This window comes from Pseudomonas sp. B2021, from assembly GCF_018135665.1.
Classification (GTDB): domain Bacteria; phylum Pseudomonadota; class Gammaproteobacteria; order Pseudomonadales; family Pseudomonadaceae; genus Aquipseudomonas; species Aquipseudomonas lactis.
The window spans coordinates 1,877,901-1,898,440 of the sequence record NZ_SMOF01000001.1; the positions used below are offsets into that span (position 1 = coordinate 1,877,901).

General features: G+C 59.7%; 24 protein-coding genes and 1 pseudogene. 12 read left to right on the plus strand and 13 right to left on the minus strand.

Going from position 1 to position 20,540, the window contains the following annotated elements:
- Positions 1-88: 88 nt before the first annotated feature.
- Positions 89-622, minus strand: a complete 534-nt coding sequence (locus E1K68_RS08505; RefSeq protein ID WP_069557144.1) for a chalcone isomerase family protein — start codon at positions 620-622, stop codon at positions 89-91.
- A 214-nt stretch (positions 623-836) separates the two neighbouring features.
- On the opposite strand from E1K68_RS08505, the gene sthA reads away from it, so the two are divergent.
- Entirely contained in the window at positions 837-2,231 is a 1,395-nt protein-coding gene (sthA, locus tag E1K68_RS08510; RefSeq protein ID WP_003189670.1) for a Si-specific NAD(P)(+) transhydrogenase, read from the plus strand.
- Positions 2,232-2,273: 42 nt separating this feature from the next.
- Here sthA and E1K68_RS08515 read toward each other — a convergent pair whose 3' ends face one another.
- Positions 2,274-2,996 (minus strand): glycerophosphodiester phosphodiesterase family protein, encoded by a 723-nt coding sequence (locus E1K68_RS08515; RefSeq protein ID WP_003189671.1) that lies wholly within the window; start codon positions 2,994-2,996, stop codon positions 2,274-2,276.
- A gap of 44 nt (positions 2,997-3,040) precedes the next feature.
- Positions 3,041-3,619 carry a PilZ domain-containing protein gene (locus E1K68_RS08520; protein WP_212613959.1) on the minus strand — a complete coding sequence of 193 codons (579 nt, stop codon included), beginning with the start codon at positions 3,617-3,619 and terminating at the stop codon, positions 3,041-3,043.
- Between the two features lie 94 nt (positions 3,620-3,713).
- Between E1K68_RS08520 and E1K68_RS08525 the strand changes: the two genes are divergently transcribed.
- The 3 genes from E1K68_RS08525 to E1K68_RS08535 are packed head-to-tail and all read left to right on the plus strand — an operon-like array spanning position 3,714 to position 6,960.
- Positions 3,714-4,964: a lipoprotein-releasing ABC transporter permease subunit gene (locus tag E1K68_RS08525; RefSeq protein WP_094774412.1), complete on the plus strand. Its 1,251-nt coding sequence runs from the start codon at positions 3,714-3,716 to the stop codon at positions 4,962-4,964.
- 7 nt (positions 4,965-4,971) lie between these two features.
- Positions 4,972-5,655 carry a lipoprotein-releasing ABC transporter ATP-binding protein LolD gene (gene lolD / locus E1K68_RS08530; RefSeq protein WP_019818240.1) on the plus strand — a complete coding sequence of 228 codons (684 nt, stop codon included), beginning with the start codon at positions 4,972-4,974 and terminating at the stop codon, positions 5,653-5,655.
- 60 nt (positions 5,656-5,715) lie between these two features.
- Positions 5,716-6,960, plus strand: coding sequence for a lipoprotein-releasing ABC transporter permease subunit (locus E1K68_RS08535; protein WP_032892838.1), 1,245 nt, complete (start codon positions 5,716-5,718; stop codon positions 6,958-6,960).
- Between the two features lie 108 nt (positions 6,961-7,068).
- Here E1K68_RS08535 and E1K68_RS08540 read toward each other — a convergent pair whose 3' ends face one another.
- Positions 7,069-8,418: a heavy metal sensor histidine kinase gene (locus E1K68_RS08540; protein WP_212613960.1), complete on the minus strand. Its 1,350-nt coding sequence runs from the start codon at positions 8,416-8,418 to the stop codon at positions 7,069-7,071.
- Positions 8,415-9,095: a heavy metal response regulator transcription factor gene (locus E1K68_RS08545; protein ID WP_057710857.1), complete on the minus strand. Its 681-nt coding sequence runs from the start codon at positions 9,093-9,095 to the stop codon at positions 8,415-8,417. The genes E1K68_RS08540 and E1K68_RS08545 overlap by 4 nt, the downstream gene beginning before the upstream one ends.
- A gap of 156 nt (positions 9,096-9,251) precedes the next feature.
- On the opposite strand from E1K68_RS08545, the gene E1K68_RS08550 reads away from it, so the two are divergent.
- Both E1K68_RS08550 and queF read left to right on the plus strand, forming a co-directional pair.
- On the plus strand, positions 9,252-9,773 hold the full coding sequence (locus E1K68_RS08550; RefSeq protein WP_003189683.1) for a cupredoxin family protein: 522 nt from the start codon (positions 9,252-9,254) through the stop codon (positions 9,771-9,773).
- 66 nt (positions 9,774-9,839) lie between these two features.
- Positions 9,840-10,670 (plus strand): NADPH-dependent 7-cyano-7-deazaguanine reductase QueF, encoded by an 831-nt coding sequence (gene queF / locus E1K68_RS08555; RefSeq protein WP_003189684.1) that lies wholly within the window; start codon positions 9,840-9,842, stop codon positions 10,668-10,670.
- A gap of 135 nt (positions 10,671-10,805) precedes the next feature.
- Here the strand turns inward: queF and E1K68_RS08560 are convergent, their stop codons facing one another.
- The gene (locus tag E1K68_RS08560; protein WP_014717525.1) at positions 10,806-11,072 is read right to left on the minus strand and encodes a DUF4404 family protein; all 267 of its coding nucleotides are present in this window, start codon (positions 11,070-11,072) and stop codon (positions 10,806-10,808) included.
- 111 nt (positions 11,073-11,183) lie between these two features.
- Positions 11,184-11,792 (minus strand): hypothetical protein, encoded by a 609-nt coding sequence (locus E1K68_RS08565; protein ID WP_003189687.1) that lies wholly within the window; start codon positions 11,790-11,792, stop codon positions 11,184-11,186.
- Between the two features lie 195 nt (positions 11,793-11,987).
- Here E1K68_RS08565 and E1K68_RS08570 point away from each other — a divergent pair, with 195 nt between their 5' ends.
- The gene (locus E1K68_RS08570) at positions 11,988-12,677 is read left to right on the plus strand and encodes a VacJ family lipoprotein (protein ID WP_003189688.1); all 690 of its coding nucleotides are present in this window, start codon (positions 11,988-11,990) and stop codon (positions 12,675-12,677) included.
- 137 nt (positions 12,678-12,814) lie between these two features.
- On the opposite strand, the gene E1K68_RS08575 is transcribed toward E1K68_RS08570, so the two are convergent.
- Positions 12,815-13,111: a PilZ domain-containing protein gene (locus tag E1K68_RS08575; RefSeq protein WP_003189689.1), complete on the minus strand. Its 297-nt coding sequence runs from the start codon at positions 13,109-13,111 to the stop codon at positions 12,815-12,817.
- A 276-nt stretch (positions 13,112-13,387) separates the two neighbouring features.
- Between E1K68_RS08575 and rssB the strand changes: the two genes are divergently transcribed.
- Both rssB and rssC read left to right on the plus strand, forming a co-directional pair.
- Complete coding sequence (gene rssB / locus E1K68_RS08580) at positions 13,388-14,569, plus strand: two-component system response regulator RssB (RefSeq protein ID WP_169912270.1); 1,182 nt, start codon at positions 13,388-13,390, stop codon at positions 14,567-14,569.
- Positions 14,569-15,051: an anti-sigma factor antagonist RssC gene (rssC, locus tag E1K68_RS08585; RefSeq protein WP_003172602.1), complete on the plus strand. Its 483-nt coding sequence runs from the start codon at positions 14,569-14,571 to the stop codon at positions 15,049-15,051. The genes rssB and rssC overlap by 1 nt, the downstream gene beginning before the upstream one ends.
- A gap of 195 nt (positions 15,052-15,246) precedes the next feature.
- Here the strand turns inward: rssC and tal are convergent, their stop codons facing one another.
- The 4 genes from tal to E1K68_RS08605 all read right to left on the minus strand — a co-directional run bounded on the left by tal (position 15,247) and on the right by E1K68_RS08605 (position 18,161).
- On the minus strand, positions 15,247-16,173 hold the full coding sequence (gene tal, locus E1K68_RS08590) for a transaldolase (protein WP_034135107.1): 927 nt from the start codon (positions 16,171-16,173) through the stop codon (positions 15,247-15,249).
- Positions 16,174-16,574: 401 nt separating this feature from the next.
- Positions 16,575-17,561 (minus strand): tRNA dihydrouridine(20/20a) synthase DusA, encoded by a 987-nt coding sequence (gene dusA / locus E1K68_RS08595; protein WP_212613961.1) that lies wholly within the window; start codon positions 17,559-17,561, stop codon positions 16,575-16,577.
- Between the two features lie 83 nt (positions 17,562-17,644).
- The gene (locus E1K68_RS08600; protein ID WP_057710859.1) at positions 17,645-17,929 is read right to left on the minus strand and encodes a type II toxin-antitoxin system RelE/ParE family toxin; all 285 of its coding nucleotides are present in this window, start codon (positions 17,927-17,929) and stop codon (positions 17,645-17,647) included.
- Positions 17,919-18,161: a hypothetical protein gene (locus E1K68_RS08605; protein ID WP_032902648.1), complete on the minus strand. Its 243-nt coding sequence runs from the start codon at positions 18,159-18,161 to the stop codon at positions 17,919-17,921. The genes E1K68_RS08600 and E1K68_RS08605 overlap by 11 nt, the downstream gene beginning before the upstream one ends.
- 402 nt (positions 18,162-18,563) lie before the next feature.
- Here E1K68_RS08605 and E1K68_RS28140 point away from each other — a divergent pair.
- Positions 18,564-18,675: pseudogene (locus E1K68_RS28140) on the plus strand (hypothetical protein); the annotation flags it as partial.
- 97 nt (positions 18,676-18,772) lie between these two features.
- Here the strand turns inward: E1K68_RS28140 and E1K68_RS08610 are convergent.
- A complete protein-coding gene (locus E1K68_RS08610) occupies positions 18,773-19,090 on the minus strand; it encodes a hypothetical protein (protein WP_133633397.1) in 318 nt (105 codons plus the stop codon).
- 612 nt (positions 19,091-19,702) lie between these two features.
- On the opposite strand from E1K68_RS08610, the gene E1K68_RS08615 reads away from it, so the two are divergent.
- Together E1K68_RS08615 and E1K68_RS08620 are read left to right on the plus strand one after the other, a co-directional pair.
- Complete coding sequence (locus E1K68_RS08615; RefSeq protein ID WP_212613962.1) at positions 19,703-20,068, plus strand: DUF6124 family protein; 366 nt, start codon at positions 19,703-19,705, stop codon at positions 20,066-20,068.
- A 146-nt stretch (positions 20,069-20,214) separates the two neighbouring features.
- Positions 20,215-20,436, plus strand: coding sequence for a hypothetical protein (locus E1K68_RS08620; RefSeq protein ID WP_078466614.1), 222 nt, complete (start codon positions 20,215-20,217; stop codon positions 20,434-20,436).
- Positions 20,437-20,540 lie beyond the last annotated feature (104 nt).

Sequence of the window (20,540 nt, forward strand, 5' to 3'; positions counted from 1 at the left end):
CGCAGGCAAGCCAGCTCCCACAGTTGAAATGCATTTACCTGTGGGAGCGGGCTTGCCCGCGATGACGATGGAACCGTCAACGCCGCCCTCACTTGAGTAGCGTATTGCGCAAACTGTCCGACAGCCCTTTGGGACCCAGCCAGATACCCAGGTAGGCCTTCGCTAATTCAGCGTCCGGGCTGCTGAACACCACCTGCCCATTAATCTCCAGATTCAACCCGCGCCCCGGACGAAAATCCAGGGCATAGCGATCGCCGCTGCGAATATCCCGAAAGCGCGCGTGCAGCTTGGCTATCTCCGAGTTCAACCCGGCATTGGCCTGCTGGCGTTCCAGGGTGACGGTGGCCGCCTTGATCACATCATTGCGGTCGATGTCGCGAAAGTAATACAGCGCCAGGCGCACAGCCTTCTGCTGGTCCCAGGCCTGCTTTGCCGGCAGGTCAGCTGGTGCATACAGCGCCGCCGCATACACATCCGCCCACAGATAGTTGAACACCGCCTGGTTTTTCAAGGCCAGCCCCTCGACCTGTGCCGGGAAGCTCGCCTGCTTGAGCCGCTGCGCATCGTTGGCGTGCGCCGTGAGCGACACCATCAGCATTAAACAAAAAAATAGTTGTCGCATAATGGCTCATCCTGAATTCGGCGCTGGTTTGCGTCCTGTAGTATGGCAACACTGGCCTACGACGCGACCAAGGGTTAATGTTCGCGGCGCTCGGCCTTCTATAGACTGTGCCCCGGTTCACACACTTGAGCCAAATTGTCCTTCATGCACGCTGGCCGCGGCATGATTTAGCCCGGCGTCCAACCGTACGCCTGGCCTGTTCTGAGGAGTACGCATGGCTGTCTACAACTACGACGTGGTGGTACTGGGTTCCGGCCCAGCTGGAGAAGGTGCGGCGATGAACGCTGCCAAAGCAGGGCGCAAGGTGGCGATGGTCGATAGCCGTCGCCAGGTCGGCGGTAACTGCACCCACCTGGGTACCATCCCGTCCAAGGCGTTGCGTCACTCGGTACGGCAGATCATGCAGTTCAACACCAACCCGATGTTCCGGGCCATTGGTGAGCCGCGCTGGTTCTCGTTCCCGGACGTATTGAAAAGCGCTGAAAAAGTCATCTCCAAGCAAGTCGCCTCGCGTACCGGCTACTACGCCCGTAACCGCGTCGACCTGTTTTTCGGCACCGGCAGCTTCGCCGACGAGCAAACCGTCGAAGTGGTCTGCGCCAATGGCGTGGTCGAGAAGCTGGTGGCCAAGCACATCATCATCGCCACCGGTTCGCGCCCGTATCGCCCGGCGGACATCGATTTCCACCACCCGCGTATCTACGATAGCGACACCATCCTGAGCCTGGGCCACACCCCACGCAAACTGATCATCTACGGCGCCGGCGTGATCGGCTGTGAATACGCCTCGATCTTCAGCGGCCTGGGTGTACTGGTGGAGCTGGTGGACAACCGTGACCAGTTGCTCAGCTTCCTCGACTCGGAAATTTCCCAGGCGTTGAGCTACCACTTCAGCAACAACAACATCACCGTGCGCCACAACGAAGAGTACGAGCGGGTCGAAGGCCTGGACAACGGGGTGATCCTGCACCTCAAGTCCGGCAAGAAGATCAAGGCCGACGCCTTGTTGTGGTGCAACGGCCGTACCGGCAACACCGACAAGTTGGGCATGGAAAACATCGGGGTCAAGGTCAACAGCCGTGGCCAGATCGAAGTGGATGAGAACTACCGCACCTGCGTGCCGAACATCTACGGCGCCGGTGACGTGATCGGCTGGCCAAGCCTGGCCAGTGCCGCCCATGACCAGGGCCGCTCGGCCGCTGGCAGCATTGTCGACAATGGCAGCTGGCGCTACGTGAACGACGTGCCCACCGGGATCTACACGATTCCCGAGATCAGCTCCATCGGCAAGAACGAGCACGAACTGACCAAGGCCAAGGTGCCTTACGAAGTGGGCAAGGCGTTCTTCAAGAGCATGGCGCGTGCGCAGATCGCCGGTGAGCCGCAAGGCATGCTGAAAATCCTGTTCCACCGCGAAACCCTGGAAGTGCTCGGCGTGCATTGCTTCGGCTACCAGGCCTCGGAGATCGTGCACATTGGCCAGGCGATCATGAACCAGCCGGGTGAGCAAAATACCCTCAAGTATTTCGTCAACACCACCTTCAACTACCCGACCATGGCCGAAGCCTATCGGGTAGCGGCCTACGACGGCCTCAACCGGCTTTTTTGAGCGGCTCCGGCCGGTGGCCTGAGCCGGCCGGGGAGACCGATTTCAGTAATTCTCGAGGGTGGCAGTGGCCAAACCGGGAAAGTCTGTAATCAGGCTATCTACGCCGAAGTCGGCGAGCCTGCGCATCAGCGCAGGTTCGTTGACTGTCCACACGGACACATGCAAGCCCTGGCGCTGGGCTTTTTCCAGCCGCTCGGGGGTGCACAGCGTCCAGTTCAATGCCAAGTACTCACAGCCGTAGTTCTGCGCGACCTTCAGCGGGTCGAGCCAGGCGTATTCGGCGACCAGGCCGCGTGACAGGTCTGGGGTGAGTTCCACGGCGGCCTTGAGCACTTCCCGCGAGCTTGACGTCACCGTGACCTTGTCCATCAAGCCAAAGCGCACGGCCATTTCGCGAATCGCCAGCACGGTGGTCGCGGCGCGGGTACGCGAGGCGCTTTTGACTTCCAGTTGCCAGTGATCGAAGTCGCACTGTTCGAACAACGCCTCCAGGCGCGGGATCGGGCAGGGGCTGACCCAGCCTGGGCCGCCTTTGCGCGCGTCCATTTTCACCAGGTCGGCCGCCGAATACTCGACGACTTTGCCGCGCCGGTCGGTGGTGCGCTTGAGGGTCGGGTCGTGGATGACCATCAACTCGCCGTCCATGGACAGGTGCAAGTCCAGCTCGCAGCGGCGTACGCCGTGCTTGAGGCATTCCTGAAAACTGGTCAGGGTATTTTCCGGTGCTTCGCCTTTGGCACCGCGGTGGCCGTAAATCAGGGTCACAGTTGCTCCTTTGCGCCAGGATGGCTGGCGTCGTGAATGCGTATTCAGAGGTCTTCGCTTTGTTCTCGCGCCAGGCGGCGTTCCTGGGCCTGTTTCTGCAGGATATAGCGCGCCAGCAGTTGGCGTTGGGCATCGGTCATGGACTCGAATTCCGTGCCCACATCAAAGCCGTCGCCCTTGGGGTCGCAATGGGTCACCCGCGCGCGTAGCAACAGACCGAGCGCCTGGGGCATCAGCACCAGCTTGACCGCTAGGTGAGTGTCGGCGGCCAGCGGCGTGGGGTGCTGGAAGTCGATGCCGCCTTCGGAGAGGATCACCGGTTGCGGCGCACCTACCTCGTTCAGCAAACCGCGAGCCATGACCTGGCTGAGCAGGTCCAGGCGTTTGTTCTGCACTTTGAGGAACGCCGCGAGGCTGCGGTCTTTCTCGTTGATCTGGCGCAGCAGGTGCTGGGCTTCGAATTCGCTCAAGTGCAGCTCGCTGAGCAGATTGAACAGCGGCGAATCATCCAGCAACACTTCCTTGCTCGCCGCGTCGGGGCCAGACAGGGGGTTGATTTGAAGTGCGATCATGTCGTCGATACGGTAGTATTCGCGGCGCTCTTCTTCATCTAATGTCGACATGGCGAACCCCAGGTTACGGTAATGGTCTGAGTGTAAAGCTGCTGACCAGACCCCGCCACCGGGACGTCTTCTTTTCCTCCGAACAAGCCCCGACATGTTCAGACCTCTCTTCGTATTTATCGGCACGCGTTATACCCGTGCAAAGCGTCGCAATCATTTTGTGTCGTTCATTTCCTTGACCTCGATGATCGGTCTCGCCCTGGGCGTGGTCGTGATGATCGTGGTGCTGTCGGTGATGAACGGCTTCGATCATGAGATGCGCACCCGCGTGCTGGGCATGGTGCCCCACGCGACCATTGAAGGCGATGCGCCGATCAATGACTGGCAAAGCCTGGCCGCCAAGGTCCAGCAGAACCCCAAGGTGGTGGCGGTCGCGCCGTTTACCCAGATGCAGGGGTTGCTGACCAACGACGGCAAAGTGCAGAAGATCCTGCTCAATGGCATCGACCCGGCCCAGGAACACAACGTCTCGATCATCGACAAGTTCATGCTGCAAGGTAAGCTCGACGCGCTGGCGCCCGGCAGCTTCGGCATCGTCATCGGTGACAAGGCCGCGGCCAAGCTGGGCGTGGAGGTTGGCGACAAGCTGACCTTCGTCGCCCCGGAAGTCACCGTGACCCCGGCCGGTATGTTCCCGCGCATGAAGCGCTTTACCGTGGTGGGCACCTTCCACGTCGGCGCTGGCGAGATCGACGGTTACATCGGCCTGACCAACCTCACCGACCTGGCCCGCCTGCACCGCTGGCAGCCCGACCAGGTGCAGGGCCTGCGCCTGAAATTCAACGATCTGTTCGACGCCCCGCGCGGCGCCTGGGAAATTGCCCAGCACCTGGGTGAGACCGAGTATTACGCCCGCGACTGGACCCGCACCCACGGCAACCTGTACCAGGCCATCCGCATGGAAAAAGCCATGATCGGCCTGCTGTTGCTGCTGATCGTCGCCGTGGCGGCCTTCAACATCATCTCCACGCTGGTGATGGTGGTGAACGACAAGAAGGGCGACATCGCCATCCTGCGCACCCTGGGCGCTACGCCGGGGCAGATCATGGCGATCTTCATGGTGCAAGGCACGGTGATCGGCGTCGTCGGCACCCTGATCGGCACGGCGGTGGGCATTCTGGCCGCGCTGAACGTCAGCGCCGCCATTGCCCTGCTTGAAAAAGTGATCGGCCACAAGTTTCTCAACGCCGACGTCTACTTCATCGATTACTTGCCGTCCCAGGTGCAAACCCAGGACGTGCTGATGGTGGGCGGCGCCGCGTTGGTCCTGAGCTTCCTTGCCACCCTGTATCCAGCCTGGCGCGCGGCACGTACCCAGCCAGCACAGGCATTACGTTATGAGTGAATCGGGCATGAGTGAAAAAGCAATCCTGAGCTGCCGCAACCTGGGCAAATCCTACGAGGAGGGCCCGGAGTCGGTGGTGGTGCTGTCCAACCTGCAGCTTGAACTGCACCCTGGCGAGCGCGTGGCGATCGTCGGCAGTTCCGGTTCCGGCAAAAGTACCTTGCTCAACCTGTTGGGCGGCCTCGATACGCCGTCCCAGGGCAGCGTCTGGCTGGCCGGTGAAGAACTGTCGGCGTTGAATGAAAAGGCCCGTGGCCAACTGCGTAACCGCTCGTTGGGCTTTGTGTACCAGTTCCACCACTTGCTGCCGGAATTCACCGCCCTGGAAAACGTGTGCATGCCGCTGTTGATCGGCAAGACCGCGATTCCTGAAGCGCGCCAGCGTGCCACGGCGTTGCTTGAGCGCGTCGGCCTGGGCCATCGCCTGGAGCACAAGCCAGCGGAGTTGTCCGGTGGTGAGCGCCAGCGCGTGGCGATCGCCCGTGCCCTGGTGAACAACCCCGGCCTGGTGATGCTCGACGAGCCGACCGGTAACCTCGACTCTCACACCGCCCAGGGCATCAAGGACTTGATGCTGGAGCTGAGCACCCAGATGCGCACCGCGTTCCTGGTGGTGACCCATGACATGAGCATGGCCCGGCAGATGGACCGCGTACTGCATTTGCAGGAAGGTCATCTGGTCGCTATCTGACCTGTTGCAAGCCCGGTTTTTTGAGGCCGGGCTTTTTCATTTTTCCAACGGTGCCCGCGAATGTTCAGACCGTTATCCATTTTCATCGGCACGCGCTATACCCGCGCCAAGCGCCGCAACCGTTTTGTCTCGTTTATCTCGATGACCTCCATGATCGGCCTCGCCCTGGGCGTGCTGGCGATGATTGTGGTGCTCTCGGTGATGAACGGCTTTCAGCGTGAAATGAGCTCGCGCATCCTGGGCATGGTGCCTCACGCGACCATCGTCGGCGTAAAGCCGATTGATGATTGGCAGCCGGTGGCCGCCGCCGCGATGAAGAACCCGCAAGTCACCGCCGCCGTACCCTTCACCCAGATGGACGGCATGTTTTCCTATAAGGGCGCGATGCAGCCGATCGAAATCAGCGGCGTCGACCCGGCCCAGGAAGGCAAGGTGTCGATCGTGGCCCAGCACATCGTGCGCGGCAAACTCGACGACCTCAAACCCGGCGAGTTCGGGGTGGTGGTCGGTGATATCACCGCACGCCGCTTTCGCCTGAGCGTGGGCGACAAGCTGACCCTGATCGTGCCGGAACTCAGCAGCGCGCCGGGCGGCATCACCCCGCGCATGCAGCGCCTGAATGTGGTGGGTATCTTCAAAGTCGGCGCCGAGTTGGATGGCTCCATGGCCCTGATCCACATGGCCGACGCCGCTGAAATCCAGCATTGGCAGCCCAATCAGGTGCAAAGCGTGCGCCTGGCGGTGAAGGACCTGTATGCAGCGCCGAAAGTCTCGGCAGATATCGCCGCCAGCCTGGGCGCGGCCTACAAGCCGGACGACTGGACCCACACCCAGGGCAGCCTGTTCAGCGCGATGAAAATGGAAAAGACCATGATCGGCCTGCTGTTGCTGATGATCGTCGCCGTGGCCGCGTTCAACATCATCGCTACCTTGATCATGGTGGTGAACGACAAGGGCGCGGACATCGCCATCCTGCGCACCATCGGCGCCACGCCTCGGCAGATCATGGCGATCTTCATGGTGCAGGGTACTGTGATTGGCGTGGTCGGCACCTTGATCGGCGGCGTGCTGGGGGTGATTGCGGCGCTGAACGTAAGCGAGCTGGTGGGCTGGCTGGAGCGGGTGAGCGGGCAGCATATCTTCAGTTCGGATGTGTACTTTGTCAGCAACCTGCCGTCGGAGCTGCAAGGTGGGGATGTGTTGCTGATTTGCTCGGCGGGGTTTGTGTTGAGCTTCTTGGCGACGATTTACCCGGCGTATCGGGCGGCGAAGATTGAGCCGGCGCATGCGCTCAGGTATTCGTAACCTGATCGTTCCCACGCTCTGCGTGGGAATGCCTCACCGGACGCTCCGCGTCCGCTGTTAGGACGCAGAGCGTCCTGGACTGCATTCCCACGCGGAGCGTGGGAACGATCAGCAGTCGCCCTTAGGCAACTCAATCACAAACCGGGTCCAGCCCGCCTGCGACTCACAATAAATCCTGCCCCCATGGGCCCGCACAATCGACTGGGTAATCGCCAACCCCAACCCTGCATGTTCGCTGCTGCCTGCACGCCTCGACGGATCGGCTCGGTAGAACCGGTCAAACAGCCGCGGCAATAACGGCGCAGGAATACCTTCCCCGCTGTTTTCAACCGTCAGTGTCACGCCACTCTCGAGCCGCACCCGCACTTCACCGCCTGGTGGGGTAAACCGCAGCGCGTTATCCAGCAGATTCGACAAGGCCCGGCGCAACATACCGCGATCGCCCATCGTCTGGGCGCTGCCTTCGCGCACCAGCCTCACCTGCGCGTCCTCCGCCAGCAGGGTAAAGAACTCCAACAGTGCGTCGACCTCATCGCCCAAATCCAGAGCTTCACGGCTGGGCATCAGCAAGCCGTGGTCAGCTTTGGCCAGGTAAAGCATGTCGTTGACCAGTTGCGCCATCCATTGCAGCTCTTCCAGGTTGCTGTGCAGCGCCTCGCGGTAATCCTCCAGCCGGCGCGGTTGGGTGAGGATGACTTGGGTCTGGGTCAGCAGGTTGGACAGCGGTGTGCGCAGTTCGTGGGCGATATCCGCGCTGAAGGCGGACAGGCGCTGAAAGGCATCGTCCAGGCGCGCCAGCATAGCGTTGACGGCCTGGGCCAGTTCCGCGAGTTCCACCGGCATTTGTTCTTGGGGTAAGCGTTGCGTGAGGGAGTGCGCGGAGACGCTGGCGGCCACTTCGCCCATGCGCCGCAGCGGTCGCAAGCCACTGCGCGCAGCCCAGGCGCCGAGCAGGGCGGTGGCCAGGGCCGAGAGGCTCACGGTCAGCCAGATCAAGCGTTGCATGCGTTGTAGAAAGTGCTGGTGGTGAGTGATGTCGAGGATCAGGGTCAGCTGTGGCGAATCCAGTTGGCTGGGCGTCAAGGGTGCGATGAAGACGCGGTAGTCGGTGCCTGCGTATTGCAGGCTGTGCAGGCCGGGTGCTTGGGGCAAGGGAAGGTGTGGCGCGCCGTCCAGCCAACGTTGACCCGCCCCGGTGATGCGCAAGGTGAGGTCGGGCTGGTGATCGAGTTCGGCACGCAGTTGAGGGGTGCGCTGGGCGAGGTCTTCCCGTGAGGTGACACCCTGCAAGGTGCTGCGCAGGGCCACCAGTTTGCTTTCGAGCTGTTGCTGGTCCAGCTCCATGAAGTGCGCCTCGCTGGCCCGGTTGAACAGCACCCCGGCGATCAACGAGACCACCGCCGTGCAGGCGGCAAACAGCAGCGCCAGGCGGCTGGTCAGGGACAGGCGCTTGATCACGTGAACCGTTCCTCCAGCACGTAACCCATGCCGCGCACGGTGTGGATCAGTTTGTTGGGGAAATTGTCGTCGACCTTCAGGCGCAGGCGGCGAATGGCGACTTCGATGATGTTGGTGTCGCTGTCGAAATTCATGTCCCACACCTGGGAGGCGATCAGCGTCTTGGGCAGCACTTCGCCCTGGCGGCGTAGCAGCAGCTCCAGCAAGGCGAACTCCTTGGCGGTGAGGTCGATGCGCTGGCCGCTGCGCTCGACGCGGCGGCGGATCAAGTCCAGGCTCAGGTCGGCCAGTTGCAGCGTGGTGTCCTGCGGCGTGCTGCTGCCACGGCGCAACAAGGTGCGCACCCGCGCCAGCAGTTCGGAAAAGGCGAAGGGTTTGACCAGGTAATCGTCGGCGCCCAGCTCCAGGCCATGTACTCGGTCTTCTACGGCATCGCGAGCGGTGAGGAACAGCACCGGGATGTCCAGGCCGGCACTGCGCACCGCCTGCAGGATTTGCCAGCCATCGCGGCCGGGCAGCATCACATCGAGGATCAACAAGTCATAGTCGCCCGTCAGCGCCAAGTGCTGGCCACAGGTGCCGTCGGCCACCAGTTCGGTGGTAAAGCCCGCTTCGGCCAGGCCCTGACGCAGGTAATGACCGGTTTTGGGTTGGTCTTCGACGATCAGCAGTTTCATGTAGGGCTCTTGGTCAAGGTGGACGCCGGCCTTTATACCCTGGGCTCCGGGGTATGGGCGCAAGCTGACAAAGTTGTAATCTAGCAGTCAGCTGACTGGCAGCGAGGCCATCTTAAAGTGTTGCCCAAGCTGGATACCTATTTTGGAGAGTGAAAGATGGCGTTGCGTACACCCCAGTTATTGGCGGGCTGCCTGTTGGCGTTGAGTTTCAATGCACTGGCGGATGCGACTCACACCTACGCGTTCGGACAGCCGGCCCCGGCGGATAAAGCCACGCGCACCGTTGAAGTCACGCTGCGGGACATTGCCTTTGAGCCCAAGTCCCTGGACGTCAAGGCCGGTGAAACCGTGCGCTTCGTGCTAGTCAACAAAGGCCAGTTGCTGCATGAGTTCAACCTGGGTGACGCGGCCATGCATGCCGCCCACCAGAAAGAGATGTTGCAGATGCAAGCCAGTGGCATGCTCACCGCCACCGGCATGGGCAAGATGGATCACAGCGCCATGGGCCACGGCGACATGGGCGGCATGAAGCACGACGATCCCAACAGTGTGCTGGTGGAGCCGGGCAAGACGGCCGAGCTGACCTGGACGTTCAAGCAGGCCACGGGCCTTGAGTTCGCCTGCAACCTGCCTGGGCATTACCAGGCAGGCATGGTCGGCAAACTGACCGTTGAGTGAGGCGTTTGTTAAGGGCGGGGGCAAAGGCTGGTAGACTGGCGCGGTTTATTTAGCCAGGTTTCCGCCATGCATCCCGCAGCCGAACATTCGCCGCTGGGCAAGTCCAGTGAATACATCAGCACTTACACGCCTTCGTTGTTGTTCCCGATTCCACGCGCCGCCAAGTGGGCCGAGCTGGGCCTGAGCGCCGAGACCCTGCCGTACAAGGGCGTGGATTTCTGGAACTGCTTCGAACTGTCCTGGCTGTTGCCCTCGGGCAAGCCGGTGGTAGCCATCGGTGAATTCAGCATTCCGGCCGACTCGCCAAACATCATCGAGTCCAAGTCGTTCAAGCTGTACCTCAACTCGTTGAACCAGACCGCGTTTGCCGACACGCAAAGCCTTGAAGCCACCCTGCGCACCGACCTCAGCGCTGCTGCCGGCAAGCCCGTGAGCGTGCGCATTCGCAGCCTGGCCGATATTGAGGCCGAAGGCGTGATGGCGCTCCCGGGCGTGTGCATTGACGACCTGGATATCAACGTCAGCAGCTACGAACACCCGCGCCCGGAACTGCTGCGTTGCGATGATTCGCGCGTGGTGGAGGAGAGCGTGCACAGCCACCTGCTCAAATCCAACTGCCCGGTGACCAGCCAGCCTGACTGGGGCAGTGTGGTGGTGGAATATCGCGGTGCGGCGCTGGATCATGCCAGCCTGCTGGAATATATCGTCAGCTTTCGCCAGCACTCGGATTTTCATGAGCAGTGTGTGGAGCGGATCTTCCTGGACTTGCAGCGCTTGCTCAAGCCGGAGAAGTTGACGGTGTATGCGCGGTATGTGCGCCGGGGTGGGTTGGATATCAACCCGTACCGCAGCACTGAGAACACCCAGTTCCTGAACGTGCGGCTGGCGCGCCAGTAAACCTTCATACAAAAAACTGTGGGAGCTGGCTTGCCTGCGATTGCGATCTTTCAGTCATTCATCAAGTGACTGATACACCGCTATCGCAGGCAAGCCAGCTCCCACATTTGGTTGTGTGTTTGGCTTGGGATTGGGTTAGATGCCGATATTGCCCAGGGTCAGCACGATATTGCGCAACGTCCCGGCAATGCCTGGATGGTCCAGTTCAAAACCTTCCACTGCCCGGTTCACATCGTCAGCGATGCTGGGCGTCTGGGTGGCCGGTTCCATTTCCAACTGGACTTCGAATTTGGCGATCAACTCTTCCAATGCTTGACGTTTCTCGGCGGGCAACTCGGGATGATTCTCCAGTTGCTCACGCACAATATCGGCCTGCTGTTGTAACTTCTCGCGATCAGGCATGACGTTCTTTCCTTTTATCGATAGGCACTGGCATAGACCGCGGCACGCCGTGAAAGGTCTACGGGCTGACCTGTAGATTAATCCACTGCGGCCAACTGTGCATGATCTCGATCAGGGCTTCTCGCCCTTGAGCTGGCGCAGGCGGATGTCGGCCAGGCAGGTGCCGAGTTCGCCCAGGTGGTCGATCACCGAGTGCACGCCCAGGCCATAGAGTGCCACCGTGGCCTTGCCACGCTTGTGTTCGCGTTGCTGCTCGGTCAGCGCCTGCCATTGCTGGGGCGACAGGCCGCAGAGCGAACCGCAGGAGGCCAGGCCGATGGTCCACAAACCGGCGTTCAGGCCCGATTGCAGCAGGCGCGGCTCGCCGCTGACCAGTACGCAGCCTTCCAGGCGTTCGATGTTCAACTCCATCAGGGCTTGCCAGCAGGCGTGGGGCGCGGGCCAGCGAATGGAGGAGGGTGAGGCGGCCTTGAGCCAGCCAGGCAGGCCGGCGCACAGTGGCGTGGTCACGGCGGGAGGCAGTTCGTCCAGCCAGGCGCAGGGCACGCCTTGTTCTTTGAGGCTGCGCAGGATTTTCAATGCGCCCGGCGTGGCCTCGGCATCCGCGCACGGTGAGTCGGTGCGCGCCAGGGAACCAAAATCCACCAGGCAGCCACTCAGGCCAAATAACACGGCGGTCAATGAGGGGGCTGCGGCGACGGCAATCTCGGCGTGTGGCATCTGAACGTCCCTGAAATAGCTGCCACGCTATCGGGGCGGCATGACAAGGGGATGACACTGTCGATATTTGTAGGAATTTTGTGCATTTTACGTAAGACGATTCTAGGTAGCTGCCTAAATCGGCACTTCCGTCATATACTGACGGCCTTATTCAGGGCATAGCGCCCATGACAGACCATTCAAGGAGCAAAAGCTATGCGCTGGAGCCAGTACTTCGCTCAGCTATCGGTGTGTGCCACCATCCTGTTGGCGCCTTTCGCTGCCCAAGCGGCCTCGGAAGATGACCCATGGGAAAGCGTCAACCGCCCCATCTTCACCTTCAACGACACCGTTGACACCTATGCCCTCAAGCCAATCGCCCAGGGCTATCAGTTCGTCACCCCACAATTTGTGCAGGACGGCGTTCACAACTTCTTCCGCAACATCGGTGATGTCGGCAACCTGGCCAACAACGTGCTGCAACTCAAGCCGCACAATGCAGGCGTCGACACTGCGCGCCTGTTGGTCAACACCACGTTTGGCGTCCTGGGCTTTATCGACGTCGGCACCAAAATGGGGCTGCAGCGCAGCGATGAAGACTTCGGCCAAACCCTCGGCTACTGGGGCGTGGGCAGCGGCCCGTACGTGATGATCCCGTTGCTGGGCCCAAGCACCTTGCGCGATGCACCGTCCAAATACGTCGACAGCTACACCCAACCGTACCGCTACATGAACGACATCGGCTGGCGTAACAGCACCTTCGGCCTCAACGTCGTCGACGTGCGCGCCAGCCTGCTCGACAGCGAGAAGCTGATCAGCGGCGACAAGTACACCTTCATTCGTAACGCTTACCTGCAGAACCGCGAGTTCAAGGTCAAGGACGGCAAGGTCGTTGACGACTTTTAAGCTGTGACGTTTTGAAATGAAAAAGGCGACCTTCATAGGGTCGCCTTTTTTGTGCGCACTGATCGTTCCCCACGCTCCGCGTGGGAGCGCCTCCTGTGACGCTCCGCGTCACCCTTGCGCAGGGGCTGGATGCTGCGTTAGCGCATTTTCAGAATCTTGAGGCCCAGATGCTGGTCATCGCCTACTGCCTTGGTCCACACCACCTCGGTATCCGCTTCAAGACCCCTGAGCGCAGCGTGTTCTGAATCAATGCGCACGGTCAGCAGGTCACCCACCGTGAACTGGCGAGGTGCCTGCACTTGCATGCCGGAACTGGAGAGGTCCACGCAGGTACCGGCGATCTCCTGCCCGGCATGGATCAAAGACACATCGGCATCTATTCGCATGCGGATGAAATCGCGTTTTTCGGCGTAGTCGCGCTCGTGTTCGCTCACAGCATCCATCCTTACTTTGCGTTGTGGTTGTGAGGGTTCTTATAACTCCCGGTGATTTGCGGTGTAAAGACGCCCGGCGACCATCGGCATGAGCTTGAAACCCCTCACGGATGGGAGTACCGTCTGCGCCTTAGAAGGGCACCTCTGCTTTACCGTTGTGCATGGGCCAAATCCCAATGCTTTGTAGGACAGAGAGGCTAGAAAGCGAATCCAGTACGTGAGCCCGGCCATTGCCGAGCCGCCTACGCCAACCTAATTCTGGCGCCGTTTGCCCACATGCAAAAAACCAGTGCCACGCTGCTGATAATCGATGACGACGAAGTAGTGCGCGCGAGCCTCGCGGCCTACTTGGAAGACAGTGGCTTCAGCGTCCTGCAGGCCAGTAATGGCCAACAGGGTCTCCAGGTATTCGAGCGCGACAAGCCCGACCTTGTGATCTGCGACCTGCGCATGCCCCAGATGGGCGGCCTTGAGCTGATTCGCCAGGTGACCGAGCTTGCCCCGCAAACGCCGGTGATTGTCGTGTCCGGTGCCGGTGTCATGAACGATGCCGTTGAAGCCTTGCGCCTGGGCGCCGCCGATTACCTGATCAAGCCCCTGGAAGACCTGGCTGTGCTGGAGCACTCGGTGCGCCGCGCCCTGGACCGTGCACGCCTGCTCCTGGAAAACCAGCGCTACCGTGAAAAGCTCGAGACCGCCAACCGCGAACTCGAAGCCAGCCTGAACCTGCTGCAGGAAGACCAGAACGCCGGTCGCCAGGTGCAGATGAACATGCTGCCGGTCAGCCCCTGGACCACCGACGAATTCAAGTTCGCCCACCAGATCATCCCGTCGTTGTACCTGTCGGGTGATTTTGTCGACTATTTCCGCGTCGATGAGCGGCGCGTAGCGTTCTACCTGGCCGACGTTTCCGGCCACGGCGCGTCTTCAGCGTTTGTGACCGTGTTGTTGAAGTTCATGACCACACGGCTGTTGTTCGAGTCCAAGCGCAATGGCACCTTGCCGGAGTTCACCCCCTCCGAGGTGCTGGGCCACATCAACCGAGGCCTGATCAGCTGCAAGCTGGGCAAGCACGTGACGATGGTCGGCGGCGTGATCGACGAAGAAACCGGTCTTTTGACCTACAGTATTGGCGGTCACCTGCCGATGCCTGTTTTATACACTCCTGACAGTGTGCGCTACCTGGAAGGGCGTGGCCTGCCCGTAGGCTTGTTTAACGAAGCCACGTACGAAGACCACATCCTGGAATTGCCGCCGACCTTCAGCCTGACGCTGCTGTCCGACGGAATTCTGGACCTTCTTCCAGAGCCTACACTCAAAGAGAAAGAAGCCGCCTTGCCCCAAAAGGTCAAGTCGGCGGGCGGCAGCCTGGATGGCCTGCGGCAGGTTTTTGGATTGGCCACGCTAGGGGAGATGCCGGATGATATCGCCCTATTGGTGTTGAGCAGGAATCTTTGATGAGTACCGGAAGAATCCAATTCGCCGAGCAAGACGGGACCTTCGTCCTGAAGTTTGTCGGTGAAGTGCGCCTGACCTTGTGTTCGGCCCTGGATGCGACGATCGAGCGGATCTTCACAGCGCTGAACTTCTCGGCGATCGTGATCGACCTGACCGAAACGCGCAGCATCGATAGCACCACCCTGGGCCTGTTGGCCAAGTTGTCCATTCTGTCGCGGCAGAAGGTCGGCCTGTTGCCGACCGTGGTCACCACCCACGAAGACATCACCCGTCTGTTGCAGTCCATGGGCTTTGATCAGGTGTTCAACATCGTTGATCGCCCGATCCCCTGCCCGGAATGCCTTACCGACCTGCCGTCCCAGGACCAGTCCGAGGAGGTCGTGCGGGTCAAGGTGCTGGAAGCGCACAAGATCCTGATGGGCTTGAACGAGTCCAACCGCGAAGCCTTCCACGACCTCGTCAACGCCCTAGAGCGCCACTGACAGCCTCCCTGCTCAAACACACACAGTCCAATGTGGGAGCTGGCTTGCCTGCGATAGCGCACTGTCAGTCGATGAAGTGTTGGCTGGCCCACCGCTATCGCAGGCAAGCCAGCTCCCACACTGGACGGCGGTGACAGCGAGGCAAAAAAAGGGCGGCACCCTCACAGGTGCCGCCCTTTCTGCTGCTATCTGCCCTTACAGCTTGGCCGACAACAACGCCTCCAGCTTCTCCTGGTCCCGAGCAAACTGACGAATCCCCTCCGCCAGCTTCTCAGTCGCCATCGCGTCCTCGTTGGACTCCCAACGGAACTGCGCTTCAGTCATATGCACCCGTGCTTCACCGGCATGCCCTGGCGCCAACTTGCGTTCAAGCTTGCCTTCATCGGCTGCCAGCTTCTCCAGCAGGTCCGGGCTGATGGTCAGGCGATCACACCCTGCCAACTCCTCAATCTGGCTGAGGTTACGGAAGCTCGCACCCATCACCACGGTCTTGTAGCCGTTAGCCTTGTAGTAGTTGTAGATGCGCGTCACCGACTGCACGCCCGGGTCTTCGGAGCCGGTGTAGTCGTTGCCGTTGGCCTTCTTGTACCAATCGTAGATACGGCCCACAAACGGCGAAATCAGAAACACACCCGCTTCAGCACAAGCCACGGCCTGGGCAAACGAGAACAGCAGCGTCAGGTTGGTCTGGATGCCTTCTTTTTCCAGCTTCTCGGCGGCGCGGATGCCTTCCCAGGTGGAGGCGATCTTGATCAGCACGCGGTCGCGGCTGACCCCGGCTTTGTCGTACAGGTCGATCAGACGGTGCGCACGCTTGAGAATCGCGGCCTCGTCGAACGACAGGCGCGCATCCACCTCAGTGGAAATACGGCCCGGCACGACTTTGAGAATCTCTTGACCCACCGCCACCGCAAAGCGGTCACTGGCCAGGCCCACATCGCCGTTGCAGTCCTGCACACACTCATCCAGCAGCTTGGCATAGCCAGGAATCGACGCAGCCTTGAGCAGCAGGGAAGGGTTGGTGGTCGCGTCTTGCGGCTTGAGCTTGGCGAGCGTGGAGAAATCGCCGGTATCGGCTACGACGGTGGTGAATTGCTTGAGTTGTTCCAGCTTGGAAGTCATGGGCGTGCTCTGTCCTGTGGGTCTGATGACATTACCCGAGCGCTGGCAGGCGCTCAAGGGCGCAAATGCGTTAGGTCGTTTGCGAGGGCAATAACCTGGAAACAGCCGTTTGAATTACCGGCCGTGGTGCTAACTAGGAGGCCAGAATCGCCGACAGGTTCCCCCCAACTGCTCGATGCCCTCCGATCAAACTGTGGGAGCCAACTTGCCTGCATGACGCCAGCCCAGCCACTGAGATTCACCTAGCCCCCATCGGTCAAACTGTGGGAGCTGGCTTGCCTGCGATGACGCCAGCCCAGCCAATGATATTCACCTGACACACATCGCTCAAAACTGTGGGAGTGGGCTTGCTCGCGAAAGCAGCCTGTCAGCCCCAAATACCACCACTGACACCCAACCCGTCACCGCCCCTCCAACAATTCCCCCGCCTGATCCAGCAACGCCAACGGATCACTCGCCTTATGAATATCCACCGACAACAACTGCCGAAACTTGCGCGCCCCCGGGAAACCGGTCCCCAGCCCCAGAACATGGCGCGTAATGTGATGCATCAAGCCACCTGTCGCCAAGTGCTCGGCTATATACGGACGCAACTGCGCCAACGCCTCAGCGCGGGTGATCACAGGCGCGGTGCTGCCAAACAGCTGCTGATCCACCTCCGCCAGCAAATACGGATTGTGATAAGCCTCCCGCCCCAACATCACCCCATCAAACGTCTGCAAATGTTCCTGGCACTGCTCCAACGTCTTGATCCCACCGTTGAGATTAATCTCCAACGCCGGAAAATCCCGCTTCAACTGCGCCGCCACGTCATAACGCAACGGCGGAATGTCCCGGTTCTCCTTGGGCGACAACCCCTCCAGAATCGCAATCCGTGCATGCACGGTAAAACTGGTGCAACCGGCATCCTTCACAGTCCCGACGAAATCACACAGCTCGGCATAACTGTCCCGGCCATTGATACCGATACGGTGCTTCACCGTCACCGGAATCGACACCGCATCGCGCATCGCCTTCACACAATCCGCCACCAGGGCAGGGTGCGCCATGAGGATCGCGCCGATCATATTGTTCTGCACCCGGTCGCTGGGGCAGCCAACGTTCAGGTTCACCTCGTCATAACCAGCCGCTTCGGCCATACGGGCGCAGGCGGCCAGATCAGCCGGAACACTGCCGCCCAATTGCAGCGCCAGCGGGTGCTCGGCTTCGTTGTGGCGCAGGAAGCGGTCGTGGTCGCCGTGGAGGATCGCGCCGGTGGTGACCATCTCGGTGTAGAGCAGGGCGTGTTTGGAGAGCAGGCGTAGGAAGAACCGGCAGTGGCGGTCAGTCCAGTCCATCATCGGGGCGACGGAGAAGCGGCGGGAGAGTGGGGCGGTTTGTAGGGACATGGGGGATCTGAGTTGGCAAGGCGAATGGGGCGCAGTTTATCAGGAACGGATCTTGGGTGCCGGTGAGGCAAGTTTTGCGCGCATTACCACTTCGAACGAGGGCGTTGCCGTGTGTGGAATACACCAAGGATCTGCAGTCGATCACCCCGCACTCTATACGGGATCAGATAGGACCAGTTGGGGACTGCCCATTCGCGGGTATGTTTCACCCGACCTTCGCGTCCTATAGAAGGAAACTGAGCCAGCCTGTCGACGCTGGCGAAAATGGCATCCGAGAAGTCGTCAGCGGCTTTTGGATTTTCGAGAGCGATATAATTCGCTTCGTCTTCCAGATTTTTGAGTGCTTTTTCAAGCCACTCAACCCGCATTCCGGCTCCAGCGCCTAGCGCGCATGGCTGCCACTTGGTCATCGGTGGCGAATTTGCCTTCGTCGGCTTCCTTTACTGCCAGCTCGATTTGGGCGGTCAGCGTTTTCTCGTGCTCGATGTAGTCGCGAAGAACGTCCATCGCCAGGTAGCTTGCTGTCTGGCCGTTGGTTTTGGCCAGGTCGGCGAGAGAGTTGGACAGGTCTTCCGGCAGGTTTAGGGATATCCCAGTCATGGCGGTCTCGATGGTGGACGGTTGTGGGGCATCTTACACCTTGATGTGCTTGGTTGACTCAGCAGTCCGTCGTGAGGTGTATCTGGAAGTGAATTGCTTTTCGCTGTCTACTCAAAATTAGGTACCGTAGTCTGGCTTCGATATCTGCCCATGAGTGACGCGGTTCACGTCATCGGCTTTCGTGAAGCCAACAAACTGGGGGGGCAAAAATAATGACCAGAAACTCCCGTTCTGAAAGGGTTGATGCAGTGAACCCGGAATGGCCGGCTGAGGACTTTTCTAAGGCCAAACCAGCGAGCGAGGTGCTTGTGGGATTGTTTGGTAAAGCTCAGGCGAAGGAAATGCTCAAGCCCAAGCGGGGCAATCGGCAGTAACCAAAGAGCACTTCAAAGTTCGTTTTGACGCTGACGTGCTGGAGCGATTCTGCGCTTTCGGGCTAGGCTGGCAAAACGCGAATGAATGCCGCTTGGCCGATTGGCTCAAGACGCCCACGCCAGATGAGCTGAAGGCCTAAGGCAATAAGCCACGGATTTGGCTTATTGCTGTCTCGTGATTAGCTTTTTTCAGCGATAGCATCAATAAATCTGTCCCTTTTTTGTTTAGCTGCCTGATCAAGTTTGAGACCGTGTTATTGCGTTGGCGAGCTGTTCGGCGTTGTTGCGCAATTCAATGAATTTTTCGTTTAGCTCGACATGACCTGGATTCCAAGAAAGGACGCCATCGACATAGCTTTGACCAAGAATGAGATCATTTAATGAGCCCATTCCGCCATAGGCTGATAGTAGATACTCAATCCCAGAGTAATCAGAATCCAGCAATAGTGCCCTTGCCTTACGCATCCAAAAGCTCCAGTGGGTGTCTCCATCGCTTTCGAGCACGATTGCAAGCTGATCAAGAATGCAGATCAACTCTTCAGTTTTCGGTCCCATTTCTCGACATCGTCCAAAGTGAAACGCGGCATGGGCGGGATGATCCGCTGTTGAGTGTTTCTCGCCCGCTAGCAACATAAGCTACTGTTTCGCCATTAGAGTGTCCACGAGCTGTTTTCGGCCGTTATCTGCCTGATGCCGAAGGCGGATAGTCAGGGCGGAGGTATGGATCGAAAGGAGTCCAGTGGTACATAAGTGGTACGAGCTAAAGCTGGGTTAACTGTAGGCCTTTGTTTTAAAGGCTCTTTGGTTTAGTAGTTCCAATCCATCATCGGTGTAACGGATAAAGCAATCTACTGGAACAGGTCCAAACTTCTAGGAAATATCCCACGCTTTTCTAAGCTTGCCCCTCAGACCACCCCTAGCTAACCTCCTCAAGCCGCTGGCAATCCAGCGGCCGGATGTGGAAGTCCGACCAAGCTGAAGGCGCTCAATCGCCCATAAACACCTACCGGCGTTTTTTTACGTCTGTATGATTGCTTATGGCGGCTGTGCGCGGGGCACTTCTGTGCGCCGGGTCCTTTAGCCCTGGTCTTCCACACCTGCGTACAGCTGCCACCCCTCATGTGGAAGTGAGATAGGCAGTTCCTTAAACGCTAAAGGAGCTTCGCCATGTACAAGGTCACACCTAATCCGCCTTATGCTTCAAACGCTGCATCTTCTGATCCCAAGCTTCAAGCCGCAGCCCATCGCGCAATCACCCATCACTTGCCCCCATCCGACGACGTTGCGCCCGCCGAACACCCAAGCAACAACCTATTCCTCGTCAACCCAACCATCGACCCCGAAACCCTCCTGGCCAACGCCGCCGAAAACCTCGCATCCGCCAACGAAATGGCCGCCACCTTGGCATTCGATCTCGACGACTCCCAGCGCGCCATCGCCCTGGGCATTCAGCAGTTAATCGAGTTGAGCTCGCTGCTCGTTGACCGAGCCCAGGAACAAGTTGCGCCTCTAACCGCTCCAGTCAAAGCCTGACAACCAACCCCGCCGCCTTACCCAAGGCGGCAACCTGAACTCATGCTGTCCCCCAGCAAAGTTTCATAATTCCCTGCGCCGTTGAGGTCTACGATCCCCTACTGAGAGAGGACCCCAGCGCCTCCAGCCCACAGGGAGTTGAAACCATGATCTCGAACCTCGTCAAAGTTGTGATGATCACCGGCACGTTGTTGTTAAGCGCTTGTTCATCTTCATCGAGCGTGACCAGCAGCGACCCGTGCTTTTCGGGCGGGTGCCAGGCATTTGGTGACCATAGCCCCAACAAAGCCGCGAAGATGAATTTCGGTGGCAGTGGGCTGGGGAGTAGTTATGGGGAGTATGGTTCGGGGCTGTTGCATGATGATTGATGGGGGCGGGGCAAGCACTAATGCCTGCCAGTTAAGCGTCATCGCCTTCTGTAGGAGCGAGCTTGCTCGCGAAAAACGTCAACGATAACGCGGGCTTCCTGGAT